Genomic DNA, 20,350 nt, shown 5'->3' with positions numbered 1-20,350 from the left:
CCATGGGTAACGATACCAATCTGAACAATCTCGCCATGTCCGAAGAGGCGCAGCCGCTGCTGGACGCGGTGAAAAAACATATTCGTGAGAATGTTGATCCGATCACCGAGGAATACCACCGTCTCGGCGAAGGCCGCGCCGAGCGTTTCAGCTATGCGCCGGGGCAGCTGGAGTTGCTGGAAGAAGCGAAAAGCAAAGCCAAGGCCAATGGTCTGTGGAACTTCTTCCTGCCGAACGCGGAAACCGGGGAAGGCCTGTCCAACCTGGATTACGCCTACATTGCTTTCGAACTGGGCAAAAACCCGCTGGCGTCCCAGACCCTGAACTGTTCCGCCCCGGATACCGGCAACATGGAAGTGCTCGAGCGCGTGGGCACTCCGGAGCAAAAAGAAAAATGGCTCAAGCCGTTGCTCAATGGCGAGATTCGCTCCTGTTTCGGCATGACCGAACCGAAAGTGGCGTCTTCCGATGCCCGCAACATCGAAACCAGTGCGGTTCTGGACGGTGATGAGTGGGTCATCAACGGTGAGAAATACTACATTTCCGGCGCCGGCGATCCGCGCTGCAAGATCATGATCTGTATGGTCAAAACCAGCCCCGACGCGCCGACGTTCCGTCAGCAGTCGCAGATCCTGGTGCCCATGGACACTCCCGGGGTGAACATCGTCGGACCGATGTGCGTGTTCGGCCATGACCACGCGCCGCACGGCCATATGCACATCAAACTGGAAAACGTGCGGGTGCCGAAGGAAAACATCCTGTGGGGCGAAGGCCGTGGCTTTGAGATCTCCCAGGTCCGTCTCGGCCCGGGTCGGATCCACCACTGCATGCGCTCCATCGGTTCGGCGGAGAAGGCCCTGGATCTGATGATGGAACGTGGCCTGAACCGCGAGGCGTTCGGCAAGAAGATCATTGATCTGGGCAAGAACATGGAAACCATTTCCCGCGCCCGCATCGAAATCGAGGCAATGCGCATGATGGTGCTCAAGGCGGCCAAGGCAATGGACGTGATGGGTAACAAGGAAGCGCGTATCTGGGTATCCATGGCCAAGGCGATGGTGCCGGAGAAATGCTGCCAGATCATCGATCAGGCCATGCAGATCCATGGTGCCACCGGTATCAGCCAATGGTCTCCGCTGTCCGAAATGTATATGCAGCAGCGCACTCTGCGTTTCGCCGATGGCCCGGATGAAGTGCATCACAACGTCATCGCCCGTAACGAGGTTACCCGCTACAACCAATCCGGGGGTTGATGCCATGGTCGATACCTCTCTGTTCGACCTGAGCGGCAAGGTGGCGCTGATGACCGGCGCCTCCAAGGGCATGGGCAAGGCGATGGCGCAAGCCCTCGCTGCCCACGGTGCCACCGTGGTGATCTCCGCGCGCAAGCAGGAGACTCTCGACCAGGCCGCCGCTGATATCAATCAGGCGGTGGGCGCGGAACGGGTGCACCCGGTGGCGGCCAACGCCGGCCGCAAGGAAGAACTGGAAGCGCTGGTGGAGAAAACCCACCAGCTTGCCGGGCCGGTGGACATTCTGGTCGGCAATGCCGGCGTCAATATTTTCTACGGCAAGATTTCCGAGATTCCCGACGACGCCTACGAAAAGACCATGAAAACCAACGTGCAGGCCAACCTCTGGCTGGCGCGTCTGGTGGCACCGGACATGGTCGCCAAGGGCAACGGTTCGATGATGTTCACCGCCAGCGTCGGCGCCTACAAACCTTCCGATACGCTGGGTTTGTACGGCACCTCGAAACTGGCGCTGATCGGCCTGGTGCGTAACCTGGCGCTGGAATATGGACCGCAAGGTATTCGCGCCAACGCCATTTGTCCGGGCCTGGTGCGCACCGATTTCGCCAAGGCGCTGTGGGACAACCCGGAAGCGGAAGCCCGCGCCAATTCGCAAATTCCTCTGCGCCGTTTGGGTGAGCCGGAGGATTTCAGTGGTCTGTCGGTGTTCCTCGCCTCCGATGCCAGCCGTTATATGACAGGGCAGGCGTTGACCGTCTGTGGCGGTACGCATATGTGGGCCTGAGGGTGAGTGGACCCGATTCCGGTCGGGTCCTTTCCAGATAACAAACAGCGAGCAAAGGCATGGAAATTAAAGACCGGATAGTCGTGGTCACCGGCGCCGCCGGTGGTATCGGCCGCGCGCTGGCGGAGTGTTTCGCCGAGGCCGGCGCCAAGCGTGTCATCTGCGCCGACCTGGACGGCGAAGGCGCCCAGGCCACCGCCGACGCCATCGGCGGTATCGGCCGGCGGGTCAATGTCGCCGAGGAAAGTGAGATCCAGGCATTGATCGACGAGGTGGAAGCCAACGAAGGGCCGATCGATCTGTTCTGCTCCAACGCTGGCATCTCCACCCGTGGCGGGCCGGAAGTGAGCAACGACGTATGGCAGAGAATCTGGGACATCAATGTCATGGCCCACGTCTACGCGGCGCGGCACCTGGTGCCGAGAATGACCGCCCGTGGCGGCGGCTATTTGCTTAACACCGCTTCCGCCGCCGGGCTGCTGTCCCAGGTGGGATCCGCTCCCTACGCGGTGACCAAACACGCCGCCGTGGGGCTGGCCGAATGGCTGGCGCTGACCTATGGCGATGACGGCATCAAGGTATCGGTGCTGTGCCCGCAGGCGGTGCGCACCGCCATGACCAAGGGCAAGGAAGATGGCGTCGCCAGTATCAATGGCATGATGGAGCCGGAACCGGTGGCGCGGGCTTGCCTGAAAGCGATCCAGGAGGAGACCTTCCTGGTTCTGCCGCACCCGGAAGTGCTGGAATACATGCGCAACAAAACCGCGGACTATGACCGCTGGATCGGTGGTATGCGCAAGCTGAACCGTCGCTTCAACAATCCGGCATAAACCGGACCAGGATGGGCGGCCGGGCCATGGCCTGGCCGCTTCCCGCCTCTCGTGATTCTGATTCGCCTGTCGGGGAATCATCGCGCATGGCCAGCTGCCTCTTCTGTCTTGGACAAAAAAGAGGCGCATCTTCATGTAACGTTTACTCCCGCCGTGCATCACTATAGTGTCGAAATCATGAACCGGACCATTCCGGGTCCCGGTGGTGTTTCGACTCCATCAGCGAATCAGGAGAAGATGACATGGCTAAAACCAATAAACTCAATCCTTTGGCGGCCACCGTTGGCGCTGCTTTTGTCGCATCGGCGATGTCCCTGCCGGTGACCGCGCAGGCGGTTGAAAATCCCTTCGCCGCCTCCGATCTCGGAGCCGGCTATCAACTTGCTGACAATCACGGAGAGAAAGGCGCTGAAGGGCGTTGCGGCGGTAAAAAAGCCGAGGGCAGCTGTGGCGGCAAGAAAGCGGAAGGCAGCTGTGGCGGTGACAAGAAAGCCGAAGGCAAGTGTGGCGAGGACAAGGAAAAAGGCGCCGAAGGTAAGTGTGGCGAAGGCAAGTGCGGCGGCGCCGCCTGATCTCCAACCCCTGCCTGACTGAGTGCCGTGATGAAAGCCCTTACTCCGGTCGAAGGGACCGGCCTGGGATTACGGCGGGCCCTGATGGGCCCGCTTTCCCAATGCGAGACCGTGCCGTTCCAGTTCATGGAGGTGGCGCCGGAAAACTGGATCCCCATGGGCGGTCGCCTGGGCCGGGAATTCCGTCGTTTCACCGAACGCTTCCCGTTCGTCTGCCACGGTCTGAGCCTGTCCCTGGGTGGACCCCATCCGCTGGATTTCGAGCTGCTGGCCGCGATCAAACGGTTTCTCGATGAACATCAAATCCGCTGTTATACCGAACATTTGAGCTACTGCAATGACGGTGGCCATCTTTATGATCTGATGCCGATACCGTTTACCGGTGAGGCGGTGCGTTACGTCGCCGATCGTATCCGGCGGGTGCAGGACTTTCTTGAACGCCCGATTGGTATTGAACACGTCAGTTATTACACGCCCCCCGGCGGTCCCGCGGAAATGACTGAGCTGGAGTTCATTCGCGCGGTGCTCGAGGAGGCCGATTGCGGTCTGTTGCTGGACGTCAACAACGCCTATGTGAACGGCATCAATCACGGTTACGACCCGTACAGCTTCATCGATGGCCTGCCCGGCGAGCGGATCTGCTATGTGCATATCGCCGGTCACTACGACGAGGCCGAGGATCTCAAGGTGGATACCCACGGCAGCGCCGTGATCGAGCCGGTGTGGTCATTGCTGGAACACGCTTATCGACGCTTTGGGGTGCTGCCGACGTTGCTGGAGCGGGATTTCAACTTTCCCGACAACGATACCCTGTTCGCGGAGTTGAGCCGTATCGGCGATACCCAGCGGCAGGTGGAAGATCAGGCCCGGAAGCCGGACAGGAGCTCCGCATGAGCGAGCCGGATTTTGTTGCCGTGCAGCGGCGTTTTGCCGCCCATCTGCGCGACCCGGACCGGCACGCGGCACCGGAGGGGCTGGAGGATCGCCGGCTCGCGGTATACCGCGACCTCTTTTTCAATAATGTGCAGGGCATCCTGAGCCAGGGCTTTCCGGTCCTGCACGGCGTCTTGCCGGAAGACCGCTGGCGGGCTCTGGTGCGCGCTTTTTTTCATCGCCACCGCAGCCATTCCCCCTATTTTCTGCAAATCCCCGGCGAATTCGTTGCTTTCCTGGCCGGGGAGTATCAGCCCGATCCCCAGGACCCGCCTTATCTGGCGGAACTGGCCCATTACGAGTGGATGGAGGTGGTCCTCGATACCGCCACCGAGGAGATTCCCCAGCGAGGCTATGATCCCGATGGCGATCTGCTCGCGGGGGTGCCGGTGCTCAATCCTCTGCATGTACTGCAGGGATATCGCTTCCCGGTCCACCGGATTGGTCCGGATTATCGTCCTGACCGGCCCCTGGCGGAACCGGTGTGGCTGCTTATTCACCGGGATCGGGACGATCGGGTCCGCTTCACCGAACTGAACCCGGCCACCGCCCGCATGCTGCAATTGATGGCGGCCAGCCCTGAAGAGCAGGGCGAGGCTGTGTTGACAAGACTGGCGGAAGAGTTGAACTTTGCCGACCAGAGTGCGCTGCATGGTTTCGCCGTTGAGTTGCTGGAGCAACTGCGCGGCAAGGACGTGATCCTGGGAGCACGCTGAATCGGGCTCCTGTCCGATGTGACTTCCCGGTGAAGGGGCTGTGATCAGATCCTGGGAGTGATAGCACGGACGTGCCTATAATGCGCTCACCAACGAACAGAGGATTGCTTGTGCGTAAATGGATTCTGCTGGCTTTCGCTGGCCTGGTGGTTGGGTGTGCGCAGACGCCCCGGGATGACAGTGAAGCCCGGGCGCCGTTGGCGCCGCCGGAGGCGGCGAGCGCCGCCGATGCCGAACGCGGTAATGTGGAACGCACGGTGGAAAGCGCCGTTGATGACGCTCCGGACGCCTTGCCCGCCCAGTCCGCCGCTGCGGATGGCGGAGACGACTGGGGGGAAAGCGCCCCGGCCGCGGATGATGACTGGGGCGACGGCGGCGATGACTGGGCCGGCTCCGGTTCCGGTGACCTGGATGATCCCTTTGCCGGCCCTGCCATGGACTGGGAGGAGATCGATCCCTGGGAGGGCTTCAACCGCAAAATGTTCGGCTTCAATGAGTTCGTGGACCGCTATGCGCTGAAGCCGGCGGCCAAGGGCTATCGATTCATTACTCCGCAATGGCTGGACGATACCTTCACGCGTTTTTTCGCCAACCTGCAGGATTTCCGCAGTGGCTTGAACAACGTGCTCCAGTGGCGCTGGGGACAGGCGCGGGATAATTTCGGCCGCTTCTCGGTGAATACCACGCTGGGGCTGGCCGGCCTGTTCGACGTGGCGTCGGAACTGGACATTCCGAAACACAAGACCGATCTGGGTTTGACGCTGGCGCGTTGGGGCGTGGACTCCGGTCCTTATCTGGTATTGCCGCTGTTCGGCCCGTCCACGGTCCGGGACGCCGCCACTATCTGGCCGGAAGACTATATGCGGCTGTCTCACTATTTGCTGGAAGACACCACGGACCGTCTCATCTTCAGCGCGGTTTACGCGGTGGATCTACGCGCCGATCTGCTTGACCTGGAGCGCAACATTATCGGTGACCGCTACACCTTCCTGCGTAATTTCTACATCACTCAGCGCATGAAGGGGGAAGGACTGAGCCGGGTGCCGGGACCGGCGCCGAAGGCCGAAGGGCAAGCGGCGCCGGCGGAGGAACAGGGGACGGAATCAGAACCGCAATGGTGATCCGCGCGGGTCACTATTCGCCGGTGGCGGCGAGTTTGGCTCGAATGTAATCGCCGTGAGACACGTAGAGCAGGTCCGCCACGCGGCGGATCAAATGCTCTTCGTACACGTCCACCTTGCCATCGGCGGCGGCCACGGCCCACATGTCCTCGATCAGACGGGCCCGGGGTTCCGGGCCCCAATGCTCGCGCAACGGACTGGTGAATTCATACAGATCGGTGGCGCCTTCCACCCGTTCATGCAGCTCGGCGACAATCTCTTCCAGTTCGTCGCTGTCCAATTGCCAGCGTTGGCGCACCGCCTTGAACAGGCTTTGTTTTTCGCGATCATCAATGCGGCCGTCGGTGCGCGCCACTTCCAGCAGCAGGGCGGCGGCGGCCCGGTGCAAATCCAGTTCCGTGACCGGTTCCCGGGTGGTCTGGGGTTCGAACAGGCGGGCAATCCAATTCACGCGGCACGTTCCTCCTCGCTTAACAGAGTTTCCAGGGCGACCTGATCCGCGGCGAAGCGGCGGATGCCGTCACTGAGCAGGTCGTTGGCCATGGGGTCCTGATTCAGCGCCCAGCGGAAGCCCGCTTCGCTGATCGGTGTCCAGTCTTCATCCGGTTCCACGTCGGCGGCGTCCAGAGCCTGGGTCAGCGGATTCTCATCGGCGGCCAGGGTTTCCAGCAGGGCCGGGCTGATGGTGAGACGGTCGCAGCCAGCCAGCGCGCGGATCTGATCGGCATTGCGGAAGCTGGCGCCCATGACGATGGTTTCCAGTCCACGAGCCTTGAGCGTGCGGAAAATGCCGCATACCGACTGCACGCCGGGATCGTCGTCGATGTGCTGGATGTCGAGGCCGCGTTTGACATGCCAGTCCTGGATCCGGCCGACGAACGGGGAGATCAGCGTGGTGCCGGCTTCGGCGGCGGCCAGGGCCTGGGCCAGGGAGAACACCAGGGTCAGATTGCAGCGGGTACCTTCCTCTTCGAGGGTACGGGCGGCCTCGATGCCTTCCCAAGTGGCGGCGATTTTGATCAGGATGCGATCCGGATCCACATCCAGTTCCCGGTACAGCGCCATCAGCCGCCGCGCCCGCTCCACCGTGGCGCGGGTGTCAAAGGACAGGCGGGCGTCGACCTCGGTGGAAACCAGGCCTGGAACATGCTCCAGCACCGCTTGCCCGGCGAGGCAGGCGTAGGCGTCGCTGCACCAGGTCAGGTCGTGGCCGCGGCCCATTTCCGTGGCCAGGCTCCGGGCCTGGGTCAGCAGGGACTGATAGCGGCTGTCCCGCGCCGCCGCCAACAGCAAAGAGGGATTGGTGGTGGCGTCACAGGGGGCGAGAGCGGCGATCATCTCCATATCGCCGGTGTCCGCCACCACGGTGGTCCATTGCTCCAGTTGCTGCCGCTGATTCGCCATGATCCGTCCCGTTAACCAAAAAAGTGAGTGAGCATTAGAGCCTGTTTACGATCTATTCGCCACCGCGTTGCTGCTGGAAAAGCCGCCAGAGGGCGTTGGGGACTGCAGGCTCTGGTGGTTCCAAAGTCAAAGGCCACAGCGTCCTCTGGCGGCTTTTCAAGCGCAACCCGAAGGGCCGGGTCCCTTTTTCCGCCAGGCCGCAATTACGCTTGTTTATGTAGATGACTACATTGCACAATCGGAATCACGGCCTGACGAAAAAATGAACTCCGGCGCGGCGGTGAATAGATCGTAAACAGGCTCTTAGAGCATAAGAACCCGGGAAGGTTCTTTCCAGTGCATTCCTTAGCTCACGAGGGCCAGCGCTTCCTCGAACACCTTTGGGGTGGTGTCCGCTTTGTGCATGTTCTCGCTCAGATGACGGCGGTAGGCGCGGGCTCCGGGCTGGCCCTGGAACAGGTTCAGGGCGTGGCGCAGCACGTGCTTGGGATGACAGCCTCCCGCGTAGCGCTGCTCCAGATAAGAGAGGAAGGCCCGTGCCACCTGATGACGATCCGGTTGGGGCGCGGGATCACCGAACACGGTGGCGTCCAGACCGGCCAGGCACCAGGGGTTGCCGTAGGCTTCCCGGCCTATCATCAGACCATCCACCTGATCCAGATGGTGCAGCACGGAAGGCAAATCGCGCAGGCCGCCATTGAGAATGACCTCGAGATGCGGGAACGCCTGCTTGATGGCGTAGGCCCGTTCATAGATCAGCGGGGGAATTTCCCGATTCTCCTTCGGCGACAGGCCGCTGAGGATGGCCTTGCGGGCGTGGATGGTCAGGCTGCGGCAGCCGGCGGCGTCCATGCGGGCGACGAAGCGTTGCAGGAACGGATAGTCGTCCTGATCATCGATACCAATGCGGGTCTTCACCGTGACCGGCACCGGGCTGACCCGGGCCATGGCCTCCACGCAGCGGGCCACCAGATCCGGCTCGGCCATCAGCACCGCGCCAATCTTGCCCTGCTGCACCCGGTCCGAGGGACAGCCCACGTTCAGATTGATCTCGTCGTAGCCGTAGTCGGCGCAGATCCGCGCGGCTTCCGCCAACTGGGCCGGATCGCTGCCGCCGAGCTGCACCGCCACCGGGTGCTCGGTGTCGTCAAAGCCCAGCAGCCGCTCGCGATCGCCATGGATCACCGCCTGGGCCACCACCATTTCCGTATACAGCAGCGTATGACGGCTGATCAGCCGTGCCAGATAACGGTAGTCGCGGGTGGTGTAGTCCATCATCGGCGCCACCGAAAGGCGCCGGTCGGGACCGGGGGCAAGGCGTGGGGATGTGGGCATGGGACGGTGGCAACGACTGCAGGGGGCGCATTATCGCACGGTGCCGGTGTGAGGCAAAATCGGATCCGAGGTGGGCATAGCTGGCGCGGGCTGGTAGACTGCGCCGCCTTCCATGACGGGTAATGTCTGATTTTCATGTTGCATTCGTATTCCCCCGCCATCCTTGATGGCCTGACTCCGCCCTAGCGCGCGGATCTTCCGACACCCGGCAGGTGCTTCTCGCGCCGGCCCGACGGTGTTCATCCCCGGAACTTTCTGGTTCCCGCGGGACCGTTGTCCCGTATTCGCGATTTATCGCCTGTTTTTATGCCCAAATTGCTTCAGGCAATTTTTGTTGCCGCCTTTTGTGATGTCTTTTTTTGCATAAGTACATAGGGTTTTCCGTTAATGATTGCTTCCCTTAAAGAGCATTGGTTCAGCAATGTTCGCGCGGACGTGCTCGCCGGCATTGTCGTGGCGCTGGCATTGATCCCCGAGGCCATCGCTTTTTCCATCATCGCCGAGGTAGACCCCAAAGTGGGTCTTTACGCATCGTTCTGTATTGCCGTGGTCACCGCCTTCGCCGGTGGCCGGCCCGGCATGATTTCCGCCGCTACCGGCGCCATGGCGCTGGTGATGGTGACTCTGGTCAAGGAACATGGCCTGCAGTATCTGCTGGCGGCGACGATTCTGGCCGGGGTGCTGCAAATCGTTGCTGGCTTTCTGAAGCTGGGACAATTGATGCGATTCGTGTCCCGGTCGGTGATCACCGGCTTCGTCAACGCCCTGGCGATCCTGATTTTCATGGCCCAGCTCAAGGAGCTGGTGGACGTGCCGTGGCTGGTCTATCCGTTGGTGATCGGCGGTCTGGGGATTATTTATCTGTTTCCGTTGTTGACCAAGGCGGTGCCTTCGCCTCTGATCTGCATCATCGGTCTTACCGTGTTGTGCGTGGCCATGGGCTGGAACGTCCCCACCGTGGGGGACAAGGGGGACCTGCCAGACAGCCTGCCGGTATTCCTGCTGCCGGACATCCCTTTGACCCTGGAAACCCTGAAGATCATTTTTCCGGTGTCCCTGACGCTGGCGATAGTGGGGCTGCTGGAGTCCATGATGACCGCCGCCATCATCGATGAACTGACCGACACCGAGAGCAATAAGAATCGCGAGTGTAAGGGGCAGGGCATTGCCAACATCGTCGCCGGTTTCTTCGGTGGCATGGCCGGCTGCGCGATGATCGGCCAGTCCATGATCAATGTGAAATCCGGTGGCCGTACCCGCTTGTCCACGCTGGTGGCCGGTGTGGTGTTGCTGATCCTGGTGGTGTTTCTTGGCGATCACGTGTCGCGGATTCCGATGGCCGCGCTGGTGGCGGTGATGATCATGGTGTCCATCGGTACTTTCAGTTGGGAATCGCTGGTGAACCTGCGCCGCCATCCGCCCAGCAGCACCATCGTCATGCTGGCCACCGTGGTGGTCACCGTGCTCACTCATAACCTGGCCCTGGGGGTTGCCGTTGGCGTGGTGCTGAGCGCGCTGTTCTACGCCAATAAAGTCGGGCGGGTGTTTTATGTGCGTTCGGAACAGGACGCTCCCGGCGAACGTACCTACCATGTGGTGGGGCAGGTATTTTTCACCTCATCGGAACAGTTCCTGGATGCTTTCGATTTTCGTGAGGCCCTGGAAAAAGTGGTCATCGATGTACATCGGGCCCATTTTTGGGATATCACCGCTATTGGCGCACTGGACAAGGCGATCATCAAATTCCGCCGCGAAGGCACCAATGTGGAACTGATCGGTCTTAATGAGGCTAGTGCCACTCTGGTGGACAAATACGCGGTACACGATAAGCCGGACGCCGTGGAAAAACTGATGGGTGGACATTGAGGAAAACAACATGAGCAAAGTCGTTGCCTGTATTGATGGGTCAGTGGCCGCCAGCGCGGTATGCGATGCCGGGGTTTGGGCCAGCCGGCGCCTGGATGCGCCGCTGAAGCTGCTGCATGTGCTGGACCAGCAACGTTATCCGAGCACGCCCACGGACTTGAGCGGGTCCTTGAGCCTGGGCGCCCGTGAACATCTGATGGAAGAGTTGGCCGACCTGGACGCCCGCCGTAACCGGGTGGCCATGGAACAGGGAAAGTTGATGCTGGACGCGGCCAAGGCCCGGGCGATGGACAAAGGCATCGACGATCCGGAGTTGCAACAACGCCATGGCGACCTGTTGGAAAGCCTGCTGGCGCTTCAGGACGAGACCCGGCTGCTGGTGATCGGACGGCAGGGCACCGAACATCAGGGGGCGTCCGCCAAAGTGGGGGACAACGTGGAGCGGGTGGTCCGGGCGGTCTACCGGCCGATACTGGTGGTGCCCGAGACGTTCTCCGAGCCCGGGGTGATCATGCTGGCTTTCGATGGCAGTGATACTTGCCGCAAGGGGGTGGAAATGCTGGCCGCCAGTCCGCTGTTCCGTGGTCTGGACTGTCATCTGGTGACCGTCGATGATGGCCAGCATGCCCGTCACGAAGAGCTGGCCTGGGCCGGGGAGCGCTTGTCCGATGGCGGTCACCAGGTCTTCACCGCCATCCTGGAAGGCGAAGTGGAACCGGCGTTGCATCGTTATCAGCAGGAGCATGGTATCGAGCTGCTGGTGATGGGCGCTTACGGCCATTCCCGTATCCGGGAATTCCTGCTGGGCAGTACCACCAATGAAATGCTGCGAGAGGCGAGGGTGCCGCACCTGCTGTTGCGCTGACCCCGGAGAAAGGAAAACAGCGGCGAGGTGGAGTGCCTCGCCGCGGCAGCGGTTTATTTCACCGTGATGGTGATTTTCTCGCTGGTGATGGAAGGCTCGAACGGCACGTGGCGGGCATCGCCCATGATCAGTTGCAGGGTATGTTCGCCCGGTGGCAGATCCAGCGTGGTTTCGGTCTGGCCGCCGCCGAAATGGCGCACGTTGTCATTGCTGGGCAGAGGTTGATCCTCGTTCACCGCCTCCTTCAGATCCACCAGGAGGTGGTGGTGCCCGGTGTTGTCCTGGGTGACGCCGGCGGGGGCCACGCCCATGCCTTTGAGACCGAATTTCACGGTGACCGGCCCGGAGACGGTGTCGCCGTCCTGCGGCGTGATGAAATACACTTCGGCTTCGGGCGGCGCGGGAGTACGCTCGATGGCGGTGGCGAACGGTGCCAGCACCAGCAGCGCGGCGGTCAGTAGTACTTTCATTTCAGGCCCTCCTTGATTACGGCGAAGAAAGTAACAGCGTCAAAGCCGGCCAGTATGGATTGAATATCAGACGGACCGGATACAAAAAGGTCCTCCTGTTGCCGTTTTTTGTCAAATGAGGAAGGCGCTGTTCGACCGGCCCGCGGCGGGCGAATAGCATGTCGGCGTGCCGGCAAATGCCGTATAATGCCGCCTTTTTCCGGCCGTGGAGTTGTCATGACCGTTCGTACCCGGGTAGCCCCGTCCCCCACCGGCGATCCCCATGTGGGCACCGCTTACATTGCCTTGTTCAATCGTTGTTTTGCCCGTCAGCACGGTGGTCAGTTCATTCTCAGGATCGAGGATACCGACCAGGTGCGTTCCACCGCGGAATCGGAGCAGGCGATCCTGGATTCCCTGCGCTGGCTGGGGCTGGATTGGGACGAAGGGCCGGACGTCGGTGGCCCTCACGCGCCTTACCGTCAAAGTGAGCGCGGCGATATCTACCGTCAGTACGCCGAGCAATTGGTTCAGGCCGGCCACGCCTTCAAGTGTTACCGCAGCGCCGAGGAACTGGACACATTACGTGCCCGGATCAAGGAGAGCGGTGAAAACCGGGCGTTGAAACCCCGTGACCTTGAGCTGGATGAAGCCGAGCAGGCCCGCCGCGAAGCGGAAGGGGCGCCTTACGTGATCCGCATGCGGGTGCCGGAGGATGGCCGCTGCGCCATCAAGGATATGCTGCGCGGCACCGTGGAGCTGGATTGGGCCCTGGCCGACGCGCAGGTCCTGCTGAAATCCGATGGGCTGCCTACCTATCATCTGGCCAATGTGGTGGATGACCATCTGATGGGTATCACTCATGTGCTGCGTGGTGAGGAATGGCTGAACTCCGCTCCGAAACACAAGCTGCTGTATGAGTATTTCGGCTGGGACATGCCGGTGCTGTGTCACATGCCGCTGCTGCGTAATCCGGACAAATCCAAACTCAGCAAGCGCAAGAACCCCACCAGTATCAATTTCTATCGCCGCATGGGCTTCCTGCCGGAAGCGCTGGTGAACTACCTCGGCCGCATGGGCTGGTCCATGCCCGATGAACGTGAGCGTTTCTCTCTGAGCGAGATGGAAGCGGCTTTCGACATCAACCGCGTGTCCCTGGGTGGACCGGTGTTCGATGTGGAAAAGCTGAGCTGGCTCAACGGCCAGTGGTTGCGGGACCTGTCCGATGAACAGTTTCTGCAACAACTGATGGGCTGGGCTTTCAATCGGGACTACGTGATGCAGGTGCTGCCGCACATCAAGCAGCGGGTGGAAACGCTGAGCGACGTGGTGGACAAGGCCGGCTTCTGTTTCTCCGGGATGCTCACCATCAGAGAACAGGATTTCGAGCATAAGCAGTACAGCACCGAGGATATGAAGGAATGGCTGCAGTTCTTCCTCTGGTCCTGTGAGGCTCAGCGCAGTTGGAACCGGGATAATCTGTTCGCCGATGCCAAGGCCCTGGCGGATGCCCTGGATGTGAAAATCCGTGACTTCCTGTTCCCGGTGTTCGTGGCCATCGCCGGCACCAGCGCCAGTTTTTCGGTGGTGGACAGCATGGCATTGCTGGGCGCCGATATCAGCCGGGCGCGATTGCGTCACGCGGTGGAGGTGCTGGGCGGGGTCTCCAAGAAGCAAACCAAGAAGCTGGAGAAGGCCTACGCCTCCTTGATTCGCCGGGCTGATTAAGATTGCAGCAATTTGACCAAGGGATGAACAGACGGGGCAAAAACCGTGAAAAACCGCCGCTAAGTGCTTGACAGGATAGGGCCCCTGGGTAGAATACGCCGCACCACACGGGACGCACATACCGGTGGTCACAATCTGGGGCTATAGCTCAGCTGGGAGAGCGCTACAATGGCATTGTAGAGGTCGGCGGTTCGATCCCGCCTAGCTCCACCAAATACGTCCCCTTCGTCTAGTGGCCTAGGACACCGCCCTTTCACGGCGGTAACAGGGGTTCGACTCCCCTAGGGGACGCCACTACAAAAACCCTCGCTCATTGAGCGGGGGTTTTTGCTTTGGGGCGGATACTCTTGCTGCCTCCTTAGCGAAAATCCCGCGACTTGATATTCAATTCCCGCAGCGCATCACCGGCGTCGATCAAGGCTCCCGCCATCAGGTGCACGATGCCTTCCGGACTGATTTCCAGAGTGCCTTTGACGATCACCAGAGGGCTGCGAAGCAGGGTTTTGCGGAACCGTTCCTGAATGGCATTCCAGATCACCACGTTGGTGTTGCCGGTCTCATCCTCCAGTGTCATGAACAGCGCGCCTTTGGCGGAGCCGGGTCTTTGCCGGTTGGTCACCAGCCCGGCGACCCGGATCAGTTGTCCCGGCCGGCCCCGCTTCAAGTCCCGTGCCCGGCGGCAGCCGCGAAAGCGAGGGAGATGGCGGACCAGGGCCATGGGATGCCGGCCCAGGGTCAGACCCAGGTGACGGTAATCCTGCAGCAGATCAGCGTGCTCCGAAGGGGCGTCGAGATAGACTCCGTCATGGTCCTTGCCGGCCCCGCGCTCCGTTTCAAGCAGTGGGCGCGGCGCTTCCAGTCCCTGGATTTCCCAGTGGCCCTGGTGGCGGTGGCCGCTGAGCGCGCGCAGTGCGTTACCGGCCACCAGCGCTTCCCGTTCCCGCTGATTAAGACGGGCCCGCCGACACAGATCACGCACGCTGCTGAAGGGGCGTTCGGCGCGGGCTTGTACCAGGCGCTCGGCGGCTTCCGGATTGAACCCTTTCAACTGACGAAATCCCAGCCGCAAGGCTGGCTGTACCCCGAGCTTTTGTCTTTGTGTCTCTTCCAGAGTGTGGTCCCAGTGGCTGTGCCGTACGTCCAGAGGGCGCAGTTCAATGGCGTGGCGGCGCGCATCCTGGAGAATTTGCGAGGGACTGTAAAAGCCCATCGGCAGGCTGTTGAGCAAGCCGCAGTAAAAGGCGCTGGTGTGATGGCGTTTGAGCCAGGCGGACACATACACCAGCAGGGCGAAACTGGCGGAGTGGGATTCCGGAAAACCGTAGCCGCCGAAGCCCTTCATTTGCTCGAACAGGCGCTGGGCATAATCCTCGCTGTAGCCGTTGGCGCGCATGCCCTGGATCACCTTGTCCTGGAACTGCATCAGTTCGCCGCTCTTGCCCCAGCGGGCCATGGCCCGGCGTAACTGATCCGCCTCGCCGCCGGAGAATTTCGCCGCCACCATGACCAGCTGGATCACCTGCTCCTGGAAGATGGGGATACCCAGGGTGCGTTTCAGTACCGCTTCCACTTTCGGGTCCGGGTAATCGGGTTCTTCCAGGCCATCGCGGCGGCGCAAATAGGGATGCACCATGTCGCCCTGAATCGGGCCGGGGCGGACGATGGCCACCTCGATAACCAGATCGTAGAACTTGCGTGGCCGCAGCCGCGGCAGCATGTTCATCTGCGCCCGGGACTCCACCTGGAAGACCCCCAGACTGTTGCCCTTGCAGAGCATGTCGTAGGTGGCGGGATCCTCGGTGGGGATGTCCTGCATGATCAGCGGCCGGCCGCGGTAGTGACTGACCAGATCCAGGGTTTTGCGGATCGCGGTGAGCATGCCCAGGGCCAGTACGTCCACCTTCATCAGCCCCAGGGCTTCCAGATCGTCCTTGTCCCATTGAATCACGGTGCGATCGGCCATGGCGGCGTTTTCCACCGGCACCAGCGTGGGCACCGGATCGCGGGTAATGACGAAACCGCCCACATGCTGGGACAGATGCCGGGGAAAGCCGACCAGTTCAAACACCAGCGCCCGGTACTGCCGTCCCAGGGCGGTATCGCCCAGACCCACTTCACGGAACCGCTCCTGCAGATCGGCGGGTTTGTCCCACCAGGCCAGATTGGCGCTGAGCCGCTCGATGATCGACAGATCCACGCCCAGCGCCCGGCCCACGTCGCGCACCGCCGAGCGGGTGCGGTAATGGATCACGGTAGCGGCCAGGGCGGCGCGGTCCCGGCCATATTTGCGGTACAGGTACTGCATCACCTCCTCGCGGCGCTCGTGCTCGAAGTCCACGTCGATGTCCGGTGGCTCCCGCCGTTCCTTGGAAATGAAGCGCTCGAACAGAAGCTGGCTGCGGTCGGGGTCCACTTCGGTGACGCCGAGGCAGTAACACACCGCGGAATTGGCGGCGGAACCGCGTCCTTGGCAAAGAATGCCCTGGCCACGGGCGAAGGCGACGATGTCGTGGACGGTGAGAAAGTAATGGGCGTATTCCAGTTCGCGGATCAGCGCCAGCTCCCGCTCCAGCAGGGCCTGTACGGAGGCGGGTACGCCATCGGGATAACGTCGCGCGGCGCCTTGATGGGTGAGGGCGGCCAGATAATCGTCGGCGTTCTGACCCGGCGGCACGACTTCTTCCGGATACTGGTAGCGGATGTCGTCCAGCTTGAACTCGCACTGATCGGCAATCCAGGCCGCCTCGCGAAGCAAGGGCTCTGGATAAATACCGGCCAGGGTCTCCAGCGAACGCAGGTGCCGCTGATCATTCTGGAACCGGCGACGGCCCAACTCGTACACCGAAGTGTTCAGCCGCAGCGCGGTGAGGACATCCTGCAGCCTTTGCCGCTCGGCGCGATGATAATGCACATCGTTGGCGGCGCTCATGGCCAGATCGAAACGTTGCGCCAAGGCCAGACAATATTGATAGTGCAGGGCGTCGTTACGATCCTGCAGCAGTTCGCAGGCAAGCCAGAAGCGATCGCCGAAATGGGCCTGGAGCAAGGAGGCATGATGGGGATCGCGGCCATCGCCGGCGGGGAACCACAGACACAGGGCATGGCGCTCCAGCCGTGTCAGATCCCGCCAGTGCAGTTGGTATTTTCCTTTTTCCGCCCGTCGCCGTCCCTGGGTGATCAAGGTGGCGATTTCACCGTAGGCACGCCGGTTCCTGGCCAGTAATACCAGATGCAGAGCGCCTTGATCGGTTTCCAGGTGGAAAGCGCTGCCAATGATCAGTTTCAGGGCGGTGCCGCTGCCGTCCCGCAATGCCTTGTGCGCCCGCCAGGCCCGCACTACTCCGGCCAGGGAGGCGTCATCGGTGATCGCCAGAGCCCGGTAGCCCAGTTCGTGGGCACGTTGCACCAATTCTTCCGGCTGGCTGGCGCCGGTGAGAAAGCTGAAGGCGCTGGTGCAGTGTAGTTCGGCGAAGGGCAGGGCATCCGGGGTCATGGGTGACTCCCCGGCACCTCTCGGTCCCGCCGTCGAGGGATGGACATCAACCTGACGTTAACGTTAACTGGAGTGCCCGTTTCATTCGTTTGCCTTGGGATACCACCATGACTCTGAATAACAAACGCTTTCCCATACCGGAAAGTCTGGACAACCTGCCGGAAGACATTCGCGAGGTGATTCTTGGCGTGCAGGAAAAAGCCGGCTTCGTGCCCAACGTGTTTCTCATGCTGGCCCGCCGTCCGGCGGAATTTCGAGCTTTTTTCGCCTATCACGATGCTCTCATGGAACGCGAGTCCGACACCCTGAGCAAAGCGGAAAAGGAAATGATCGTGGTCGCCACCAGTGCCCGGAATCACTGTCTGTACTGTGTGGTGGCCCATGGCGCTTTGCTGCGGATCTACAGCAAGAATCCGTTGGTGGCGGATCAAGTGGCGATCAACCACCGCACCGCGCCGATCAGCGAGCGTCATCGGGTGATGCTGGATTTCGCGTTTCATCTGGCGCTGGAACAGGGGGAGATGAACGATCAATGGGAGGCCCGCCTGGCGGAAGTGGGCTTCACCACCGAGGACATGTGGGATATTGGCGCCATCGCCGCGTTTTTCGGCATGTCCAATCGCATGGTCAATCTCACCGGAACACCGCCCAACGAGGAGTTCTACCTGATGGGACGGGTGCCACGGCAATAAAGGGAACAGGGCATCAGAAGAAACCATGCAGCCACCACTGCTGCCGGGCATCCTGGAACAGCCAGCAACATTCCCCCTGGGGATGATGCGCCAGCCGATAGTGGCGGGGCATCGTTCCCCGCCAGGGCTGGCTGAAACGCTCCTGTTGCGGAAACAGCCGCAGAGGCTGTCCCCGCCACACCGGCACCCCGTTGTCCTGGTGCAGTCTCAGCGGCGATTCCAATAACCACAAAGGGCGGTCCTGATCCGCCTGATCCTGTTCAGGCTCCCGTGGTTTCATGCCGAACGGCGGCTGACGGCATTCGCTGTATTCCGGCAGGTGGTCATCGGCCAGAGCCGGGCGATAAAGCGCCAGCCCCGGAGTGTCCACCAGCTTTTCCAGCAGGCCGCTCAGCGGAGCGCGGGCTCCGGGCTCCGGAAACAGGGCGGCAAGGCCGGGGTTCAATGGCCGTGGCCGGCTGGTATCCAAACCCAGTCCCAGCACCGCGCCGTCCAGAGGCTGGTGCTCCAGGCGCCGCAGGCTCAGATCGAGCCAGCCGGCGGCGTCATGGGCTGGCCGGGCCCGGCGCACCAGCAGGGTGTGCCGTTCGCGATTGTCCAGACGCAAATGCCAGCGTATCGCCAGCACCTGCTCCTGATAGCGCCTCAGGTGTTGCTCCATCTGCTCAAGCAGCGCCGCCATGGGGATTTTGAGCAGGGCCTGGTCGTTTATCGGATCATCGAATTGTTGTTGTTCCCGGAATGGTGCTGGGGCGGGAATCGCCCGGCGCACGTCCGCTTTCTCTCCGAGCAGGCGTTGCAGCCAGTCCAGAAAGGAAGCGCCGAATCGTTTGCCGAGCGCGGCCCGCGGCAGTGCGAACAGGTCGCCGAGGGTATGAAAGCCAGGGGCCCGCAGACGTTCTTTCACGGCGTCTTCCAGGGCCAGGGTGTCGATCGGCAAGGTCGCCAGCCAGGCCTGGAACCGGCTGCGTTCCGGCAGGTGTTCAAGAGTAGGCAGCTCGGTGAGATGCCAGGCCGCCAGCGGCGTGGGACCAAGGCCCAGATGGCTGGTTAGCGGGCAGTGCAGGCGGTATTGGTCCACTCGTGACAGCAATCCACTGAAACCGCCGAACAGGCTCAGGCAGCCGCCGACTTCCAGCAGCAGGGTATGGGGCGGCGCCAGGCACACTTGTGGCGTCATGACCAGCAAGTGACGGGCCTCCCGCAGCAAAGCCCGTTCCTCCCGCTGGGGATTGGCTTGTTGCACCTGGAGGTCGTCGCATAAAGCACGGGCCGTGCCCAGGCGTAATCCGGCGCTCACTCCGGCGCCACGGGCGGCGGCATTGGCCAGGGTGATCCGTTGCTGCCGCACCAGTACACGGGGCTCGGGGCTGGGGCCATCCACGGCTTCCAGAGCCAGCAAGGGAAAATGCAGGGCCAGCCACAAGGGGGGATTCATGGATGGACCTCCGATGTTGGCGCCGGCAGCGCCAGCGGAGAGGGCGCCGTCGCGGTCTCCGGGCGGCGGGTCCGGGTGGCCATGGTGGCGCAGGGCGGTGGGGGGTGGCGCAGGTGCTCGGGCAGCACCACCAACCGGCATTGCTGACCGTGGCGGCCACCGGGCTGCTTGCCAACGGTGACGCTCAGTTCGCCGGGCTGATCGACGTCCAGCAACAGACGCAGGGGCGCCGGGCTGGGCTGTTTCGAGGCCCGTCGCGGGCGCACCAGCAGAAACAGACAACGGCCCTGCTGCGCGGCCATGTGCAGGCGGCGCAGAGTCCCGGTGGGCAGGGCACCTCCCGGTGCCCACAACACCAGGCTGTCCAGAGTATCGCTGGAGGCGGCTTCCAGGCAGGCACGCAACAGCGTGGAGCGTTCCCGGGCCTGTAGCACCAGGATTTGCTCCAGCGGCAACCCGGCCCGCTTCAAGGCGGTGGCGGAAGGCCGGGCCGGGGGGTTGGCAATGATGCGGGCGCCGTCCTCTCGGCGACGCAACAGGGGCAACAGCAAGTGCAGCAATGACGGACAGGGCAGTGGACAGAGCAGTTCCACCAGCCCCTGGTTGGGCCAGCCACCTTGCCAGAGCAGGCGGTCCAGGGCCGGGAAACCGGTGTGCCGGCGTTCTTCGCGGGCCGCTCCCCGGCCGGGGCCTTGCCAGGTGTCCTGGCGACGAAGCAGTTGTTGCAGGGCGTCCATATTCTCGTTGAAACCGGCCATGAAGGTCTATCCGGGATACTGTTCTTATGTACAGTATCCCGGTGTGCCGATCGGGTCAATCCGTCCGCCGTTTGGTATACATGTTGTCTCCCTCTCCGGGGCTGACTATGTTG

General features: G+C 62.0%; 18 protein-coding genes and 2 tRNA genes. 13 read left to right on the top strand and 7 right to left on the bottom strand.

Features of this window, described 5'->3' with window-relative positions; translation table 11 throughout:
* Positions 1 to 2 precede the first annotated feature (2 nt).
* The 7 genes from RYH70_RS11370 to RYH70_RS11340 all read left to right on the top strand — a co-directional run bounded on the left by RYH70_RS11370 (position 3) and on the right by RYH70_RS11340 (position 6,209).
* Complete coding sequence (locus RYH70_RS11370) at positions 3 to 1,253, top strand: acyl-CoA dehydrogenase family protein (protein WP_022994268.1); 1,251 nt, start codon at positions 3 to 5, stop codon at positions 1,251 to 1,253.
* Positions 1,254 to 1,257: 4 nt separating this feature from the next.
* On the top strand, positions 1,258 to 2,037 hold the full coding sequence (locus RYH70_RS11365; protein ID WP_284455603.1) for an SDR family NAD(P)-dependent oxidoreductase: 780 nt from the start codon (positions 1,258 to 1,260) through the stop codon (positions 2,035 to 2,037).
* 59 nt (positions 2,038 to 2,096) lie between these two features.
* A complete protein-coding gene (locus RYH70_RS11360; RefSeq protein ID WP_063140053.1) occupies positions 2,097 to 2,867 on the top strand; it encodes an SDR family NAD(P)-dependent oxidoreductase in 771 nt (256 codons plus the stop codon).
* 242 nt (positions 2,868 to 3,109) lie between these two features.
* Positions 3,110 to 3,439: an HvfA family oxazolone/thioamide-modified RiPP metallophore gene (locus RYH70_RS11355; protein ID WP_022994263.1), complete on the top strand. Its 330-nt coding sequence runs from the start codon at positions 3,110 to 3,112 to the stop codon at positions 3,437 to 3,439.
* A gap of 30 nt (positions 3,440 to 3,469) precedes the next feature.
* Entirely contained in the window at positions 3,470 to 4,333 is an 864-nt protein-coding gene (locus RYH70_RS11350; RefSeq protein WP_284455604.1) for an HvfB family MNIO-type RiPP peptide maturase, read from the top strand.
* Positions 4,330 to 5,088, top strand: a complete 759-nt coding sequence (locus RYH70_RS11345) for an HvfC family RiPP maturation protein (RefSeq protein ID WP_022994261.1) — start codon at positions 4,330 to 4,332, stop codon at positions 5,086 to 5,088. Before RYH70_RS11350 ends, RYH70_RS11345 begins: the two co-directional genes overlap by 4 nt.
* 110 nt (positions 5,089 to 5,198) lie before the next feature.
* A complete protein-coding gene (locus RYH70_RS11340; RefSeq protein ID WP_063140052.1) occupies positions 5,199 to 6,209 on the top strand; it encodes an MlaA family lipoprotein in 1,011 nt (336 codons plus the stop codon).
* 13 nt (positions 6,210 to 6,222) lie between these two features.
* Here RYH70_RS11340 and RYH70_RS11335 read toward each other — a convergent pair whose 3' ends face one another.
* The 3 genes from RYH70_RS11335 to dusA all read right to left on the bottom strand — a co-directional run bounded on the left by RYH70_RS11335 (position 6,223) and on the right by dusA (position 8,948).
* Positions 6,223 to 6,660, bottom strand: coding sequence for a tellurite resistance TerB family protein (locus RYH70_RS11335; protein ID WP_026949223.1), 438 nt, complete (start codon positions 6,658 to 6,660; stop codon positions 6,223 to 6,225).
* Positions 6,657 to 7,613 carry a transaldolase family protein gene (locus tag RYH70_RS11330; RefSeq protein ID WP_317009136.1) on the bottom strand — a complete coding sequence of 319 codons (957 nt, stop codon included), beginning with the start codon at positions 7,611 to 7,613 and terminating at the stop codon, positions 6,657 to 6,659. The genes RYH70_RS11335 and RYH70_RS11330 overlap by 4 nt, the downstream gene beginning before the upstream one ends.
* A 345-nt stretch (positions 7,614 to 7,958) precedes the next feature.
* A complete protein-coding gene (gene dusA, locus RYH70_RS11325) occupies positions 7,959 to 8,948 on the bottom strand; it encodes a tRNA dihydrouridine(20/20a) synthase DusA (protein ID WP_317009135.1) in 990 nt (329 codons plus the stop codon).
* A gap of 387 nt (positions 8,949 to 9,335) precedes the next feature.
* Between dusA and RYH70_RS11320 the strand changes: the two genes are divergently transcribed.
* Both RYH70_RS11320 and RYH70_RS11315 read left to right on the top strand, forming a co-directional pair.
* Positions 9,336 to 10,814: a SulP family inorganic anion transporter gene (locus tag RYH70_RS11320; protein WP_022994254.1), complete on the top strand. Its 1,479-nt coding sequence runs from the start codon at positions 9,336 to 9,338 to the stop codon at positions 10,812 to 10,814.
* Positions 10,815 to 10,824: 10 nt separating this feature from the next.
* Positions 10,825 to 11,679 carry a universal stress protein gene (locus tag RYH70_RS11315; RefSeq protein ID WP_026949226.1) on the top strand — a complete coding sequence of 285 codons (855 nt, stop codon included), beginning with the start codon at positions 10,825 to 10,827 and terminating at the stop codon, positions 11,677 to 11,679.
* 53 nt (positions 11,680 to 11,732) lie between these two features.
* On the opposite strand, the gene RYH70_RS11310 is transcribed toward RYH70_RS11315, so the two are convergent.
* Entirely contained in the window at positions 11,733 to 12,149 is a 417-nt protein-coding gene (locus RYH70_RS11310; protein ID WP_055099953.1) for a DUF4399 domain-containing protein, read from the bottom strand.
* Between the two features lie 216 nt (positions 12,150 to 12,365).
* On the opposite strand from RYH70_RS11310, the gene gltX reads away from it, so the two are divergent.
* The 3 genes from gltX (at position 12,366) to RYH70_RS11295 (ending at position 14,150) form a co-directional block, all read left to right on the top strand.
* A complete protein-coding gene (gltX, locus tag RYH70_RS11305) occupies positions 12,366 to 13,856 on the top strand; it encodes a glutamate--tRNA ligase (RefSeq protein ID WP_317009134.1) in 1,491 nt (496 codons plus the stop codon).
* 137 nt (positions 13,857 to 13,993) lie between these two features.
* A tRNA-Ala gene (locus RYH70_RS11300) sits at positions 13,994 to 14,069 on the top strand.
* A gap of 5 nt (positions 14,070 to 14,074) precedes the next feature.
* Positions 14,075 to 14,150 (top strand) — tRNA-Glu (locus RYH70_RS11295).
* Positions 14,151 to 14,214: 64 nt separating this feature from the next.
* Here the strand turns inward: RYH70_RS11295 and RYH70_RS11290 are convergent.
* Positions 14,215 to 17,349 (bottom strand): error-prone DNA polymerase, encoded by a 3,135-nt coding sequence (locus RYH70_RS11290; protein WP_179746573.1) that lies wholly within the window; start codon positions 17,347 to 17,349, stop codon positions 14,215 to 14,217.
* Positions 17,350 to 17,456: 107 nt separating this feature from the next.
* On the opposite strand from RYH70_RS11290, the gene RYH70_RS11285 reads away from it, so the two are divergent.
* Positions 17,457 to 18,041: a peroxidase-related enzyme gene (locus RYH70_RS11285; protein WP_022994249.1), complete on the top strand. Its 585-nt coding sequence runs from the start codon at positions 17,457 to 17,459 to the stop codon at positions 18,039 to 18,041.
* Positions 18,042 to 18,054: 13 nt separating this feature from the next.
* Here RYH70_RS11285 and RYH70_RS11280 read toward each other — a convergent pair whose 3' ends face one another.
* Positions 18,055 to 19,479 (bottom strand): Y-family DNA polymerase, encoded by a 1,425-nt coding sequence (locus RYH70_RS11280; protein ID WP_022994248.1) that lies wholly within the window; start codon positions 19,477 to 19,479, stop codon positions 18,055 to 18,057.
* Positions 19,476 to 20,237, bottom strand: coding sequence for a hypothetical protein (locus tag RYH70_RS11275; protein WP_158549043.1), 762 nt, complete (start codon positions 20,235 to 20,237; stop codon positions 19,476 to 19,478). The genes RYH70_RS11280 and RYH70_RS11275 overlap by 4 nt, the downstream gene beginning before the upstream one ends.
* Positions 20,238 to 20,350: the final 113 nt, after the last annotated feature.

The sequence above is a fragment of the Alloalcanivorax xenomutans genome (assembly GCF_032810065.1).
In the GTDB taxonomy this organism is placed as follows: domain Bacteria; phylum Pseudomonadota; class Gammaproteobacteria; order Pseudomonadales; family Alcanivoracaceae; genus Alloalcanivorax; species Alloalcanivorax xenomutans.
This window is presented reverse-complemented; position numbering and strand designations above follow the sequence as displayed.

Excerpts from the sequence above, each read along its gene's own strand:
- RYH70_RS11360 (WP_063140053.1), top strand. The coding sequence starts at position 2,097 with ATGGAAATTAAAGACCGGATAGTCGTGGTCACCGGCGCCGCCGGTGGT.
- RYH70_RS11350 (WP_284455604.1), top strand. The coding sequence starts at position 3,470 with ATGAAAGCCCTTACTCCGGTCGAAGGGACCGGCCTGGGATTACGGCGG.
- RYH70_RS11320 (WP_022994254.1), top strand. The coding sequence starts at position 9,336 with ATGATTGCTTCCCTTAAAGAGCATTGGTTCAGCAATGTTCGCGCGGAC.
- RYH70_RS11365 (WP_284455603.1), top strand. The coding sequence starts at position 1,258 with ATGGTCGATACCTCTCTGTTCGACCTGAGCGGCAAGGTGGCGCTGATG.
- RYH70_RS11290 (WP_179746573.1), bottom strand. The coding sequence starts at position 17,349 with ATGACCCCGGATGCCCTGCCCTTCGCCGAACTACACTGCACCAGCGCC.
- RYH70_RS11275 (WP_158549043.1), bottom strand. The coding sequence starts at position 20,237 with ATGGCCGGTTTCAACGAGAATATGGACGCCCTGCAACAACTGCTTCGT.
- RYH70_RS11370 (WP_022994268.1), top strand. The coding sequence starts at position 3 with ATGGGTAACGATACCAATCTGAACAATCTCGCCATGTCCGAAGAGGCG.
- dusA (WP_317009135.1), bottom strand. The coding sequence starts at position 8,948 with ATGCCCACATCCCCACGCCTTGCCCCCGGTCCCGACCGGCGCCTTTCG.
- RYH70_RS11315 (WP_026949226.1), top strand. The coding sequence starts at position 10,825 with ATGAGCAAAGTCGTTGCCTGTATTGATGGGTCAGTGGCCGCCAGCGCG.
- RYH70_RS11330 (WP_317009136.1), bottom strand. The coding sequence starts at position 7,613 with ATGGCGAATCAGCGGCAGCAACTGGAGCAATGGACCACCGTGGTGGCG.
- RYH70_RS11355 (WP_022994263.1), top strand. The coding sequence starts at position 3,110 with ATGGCTAAAACCAATAAACTCAATCCTTTGGCGGCCACCGTTGGCGCT.
- RYH70_RS11285 (WP_022994249.1), top strand. The coding sequence starts at position 17,457 with ATGACTCTGAATAACAAACGCTTTCCCATACCGGAAAGTCTGGACAAC.
- gltX (WP_317009134.1), top strand. The coding sequence starts at position 12,366 with ATGACCGTTCGTACCCGGGTAGCCCCGTCCCCCACCGGCGATCCCCAT.
- RYH70_RS11345 (WP_022994261.1), top strand. The coding sequence starts at position 4,330 with ATGAGCGAGCCGGATTTTGTTGCCGTGCAGCGGCGTTTTGCCGCCCAT.
- RYH70_RS11310 (WP_055099953.1), bottom strand. The coding sequence starts at position 12,149 with ATGAAAGTACTACTGACCGCCGCGCTGCTGGTGCTGGCACCGTTCGCC.
- RYH70_RS11280 (WP_022994248.1), bottom strand. The coding sequence starts at position 19,479 with ATGAATCCCCCCTTGTGGCTGGCCCTGCATTTTCCCTTGCTGGCTCTG.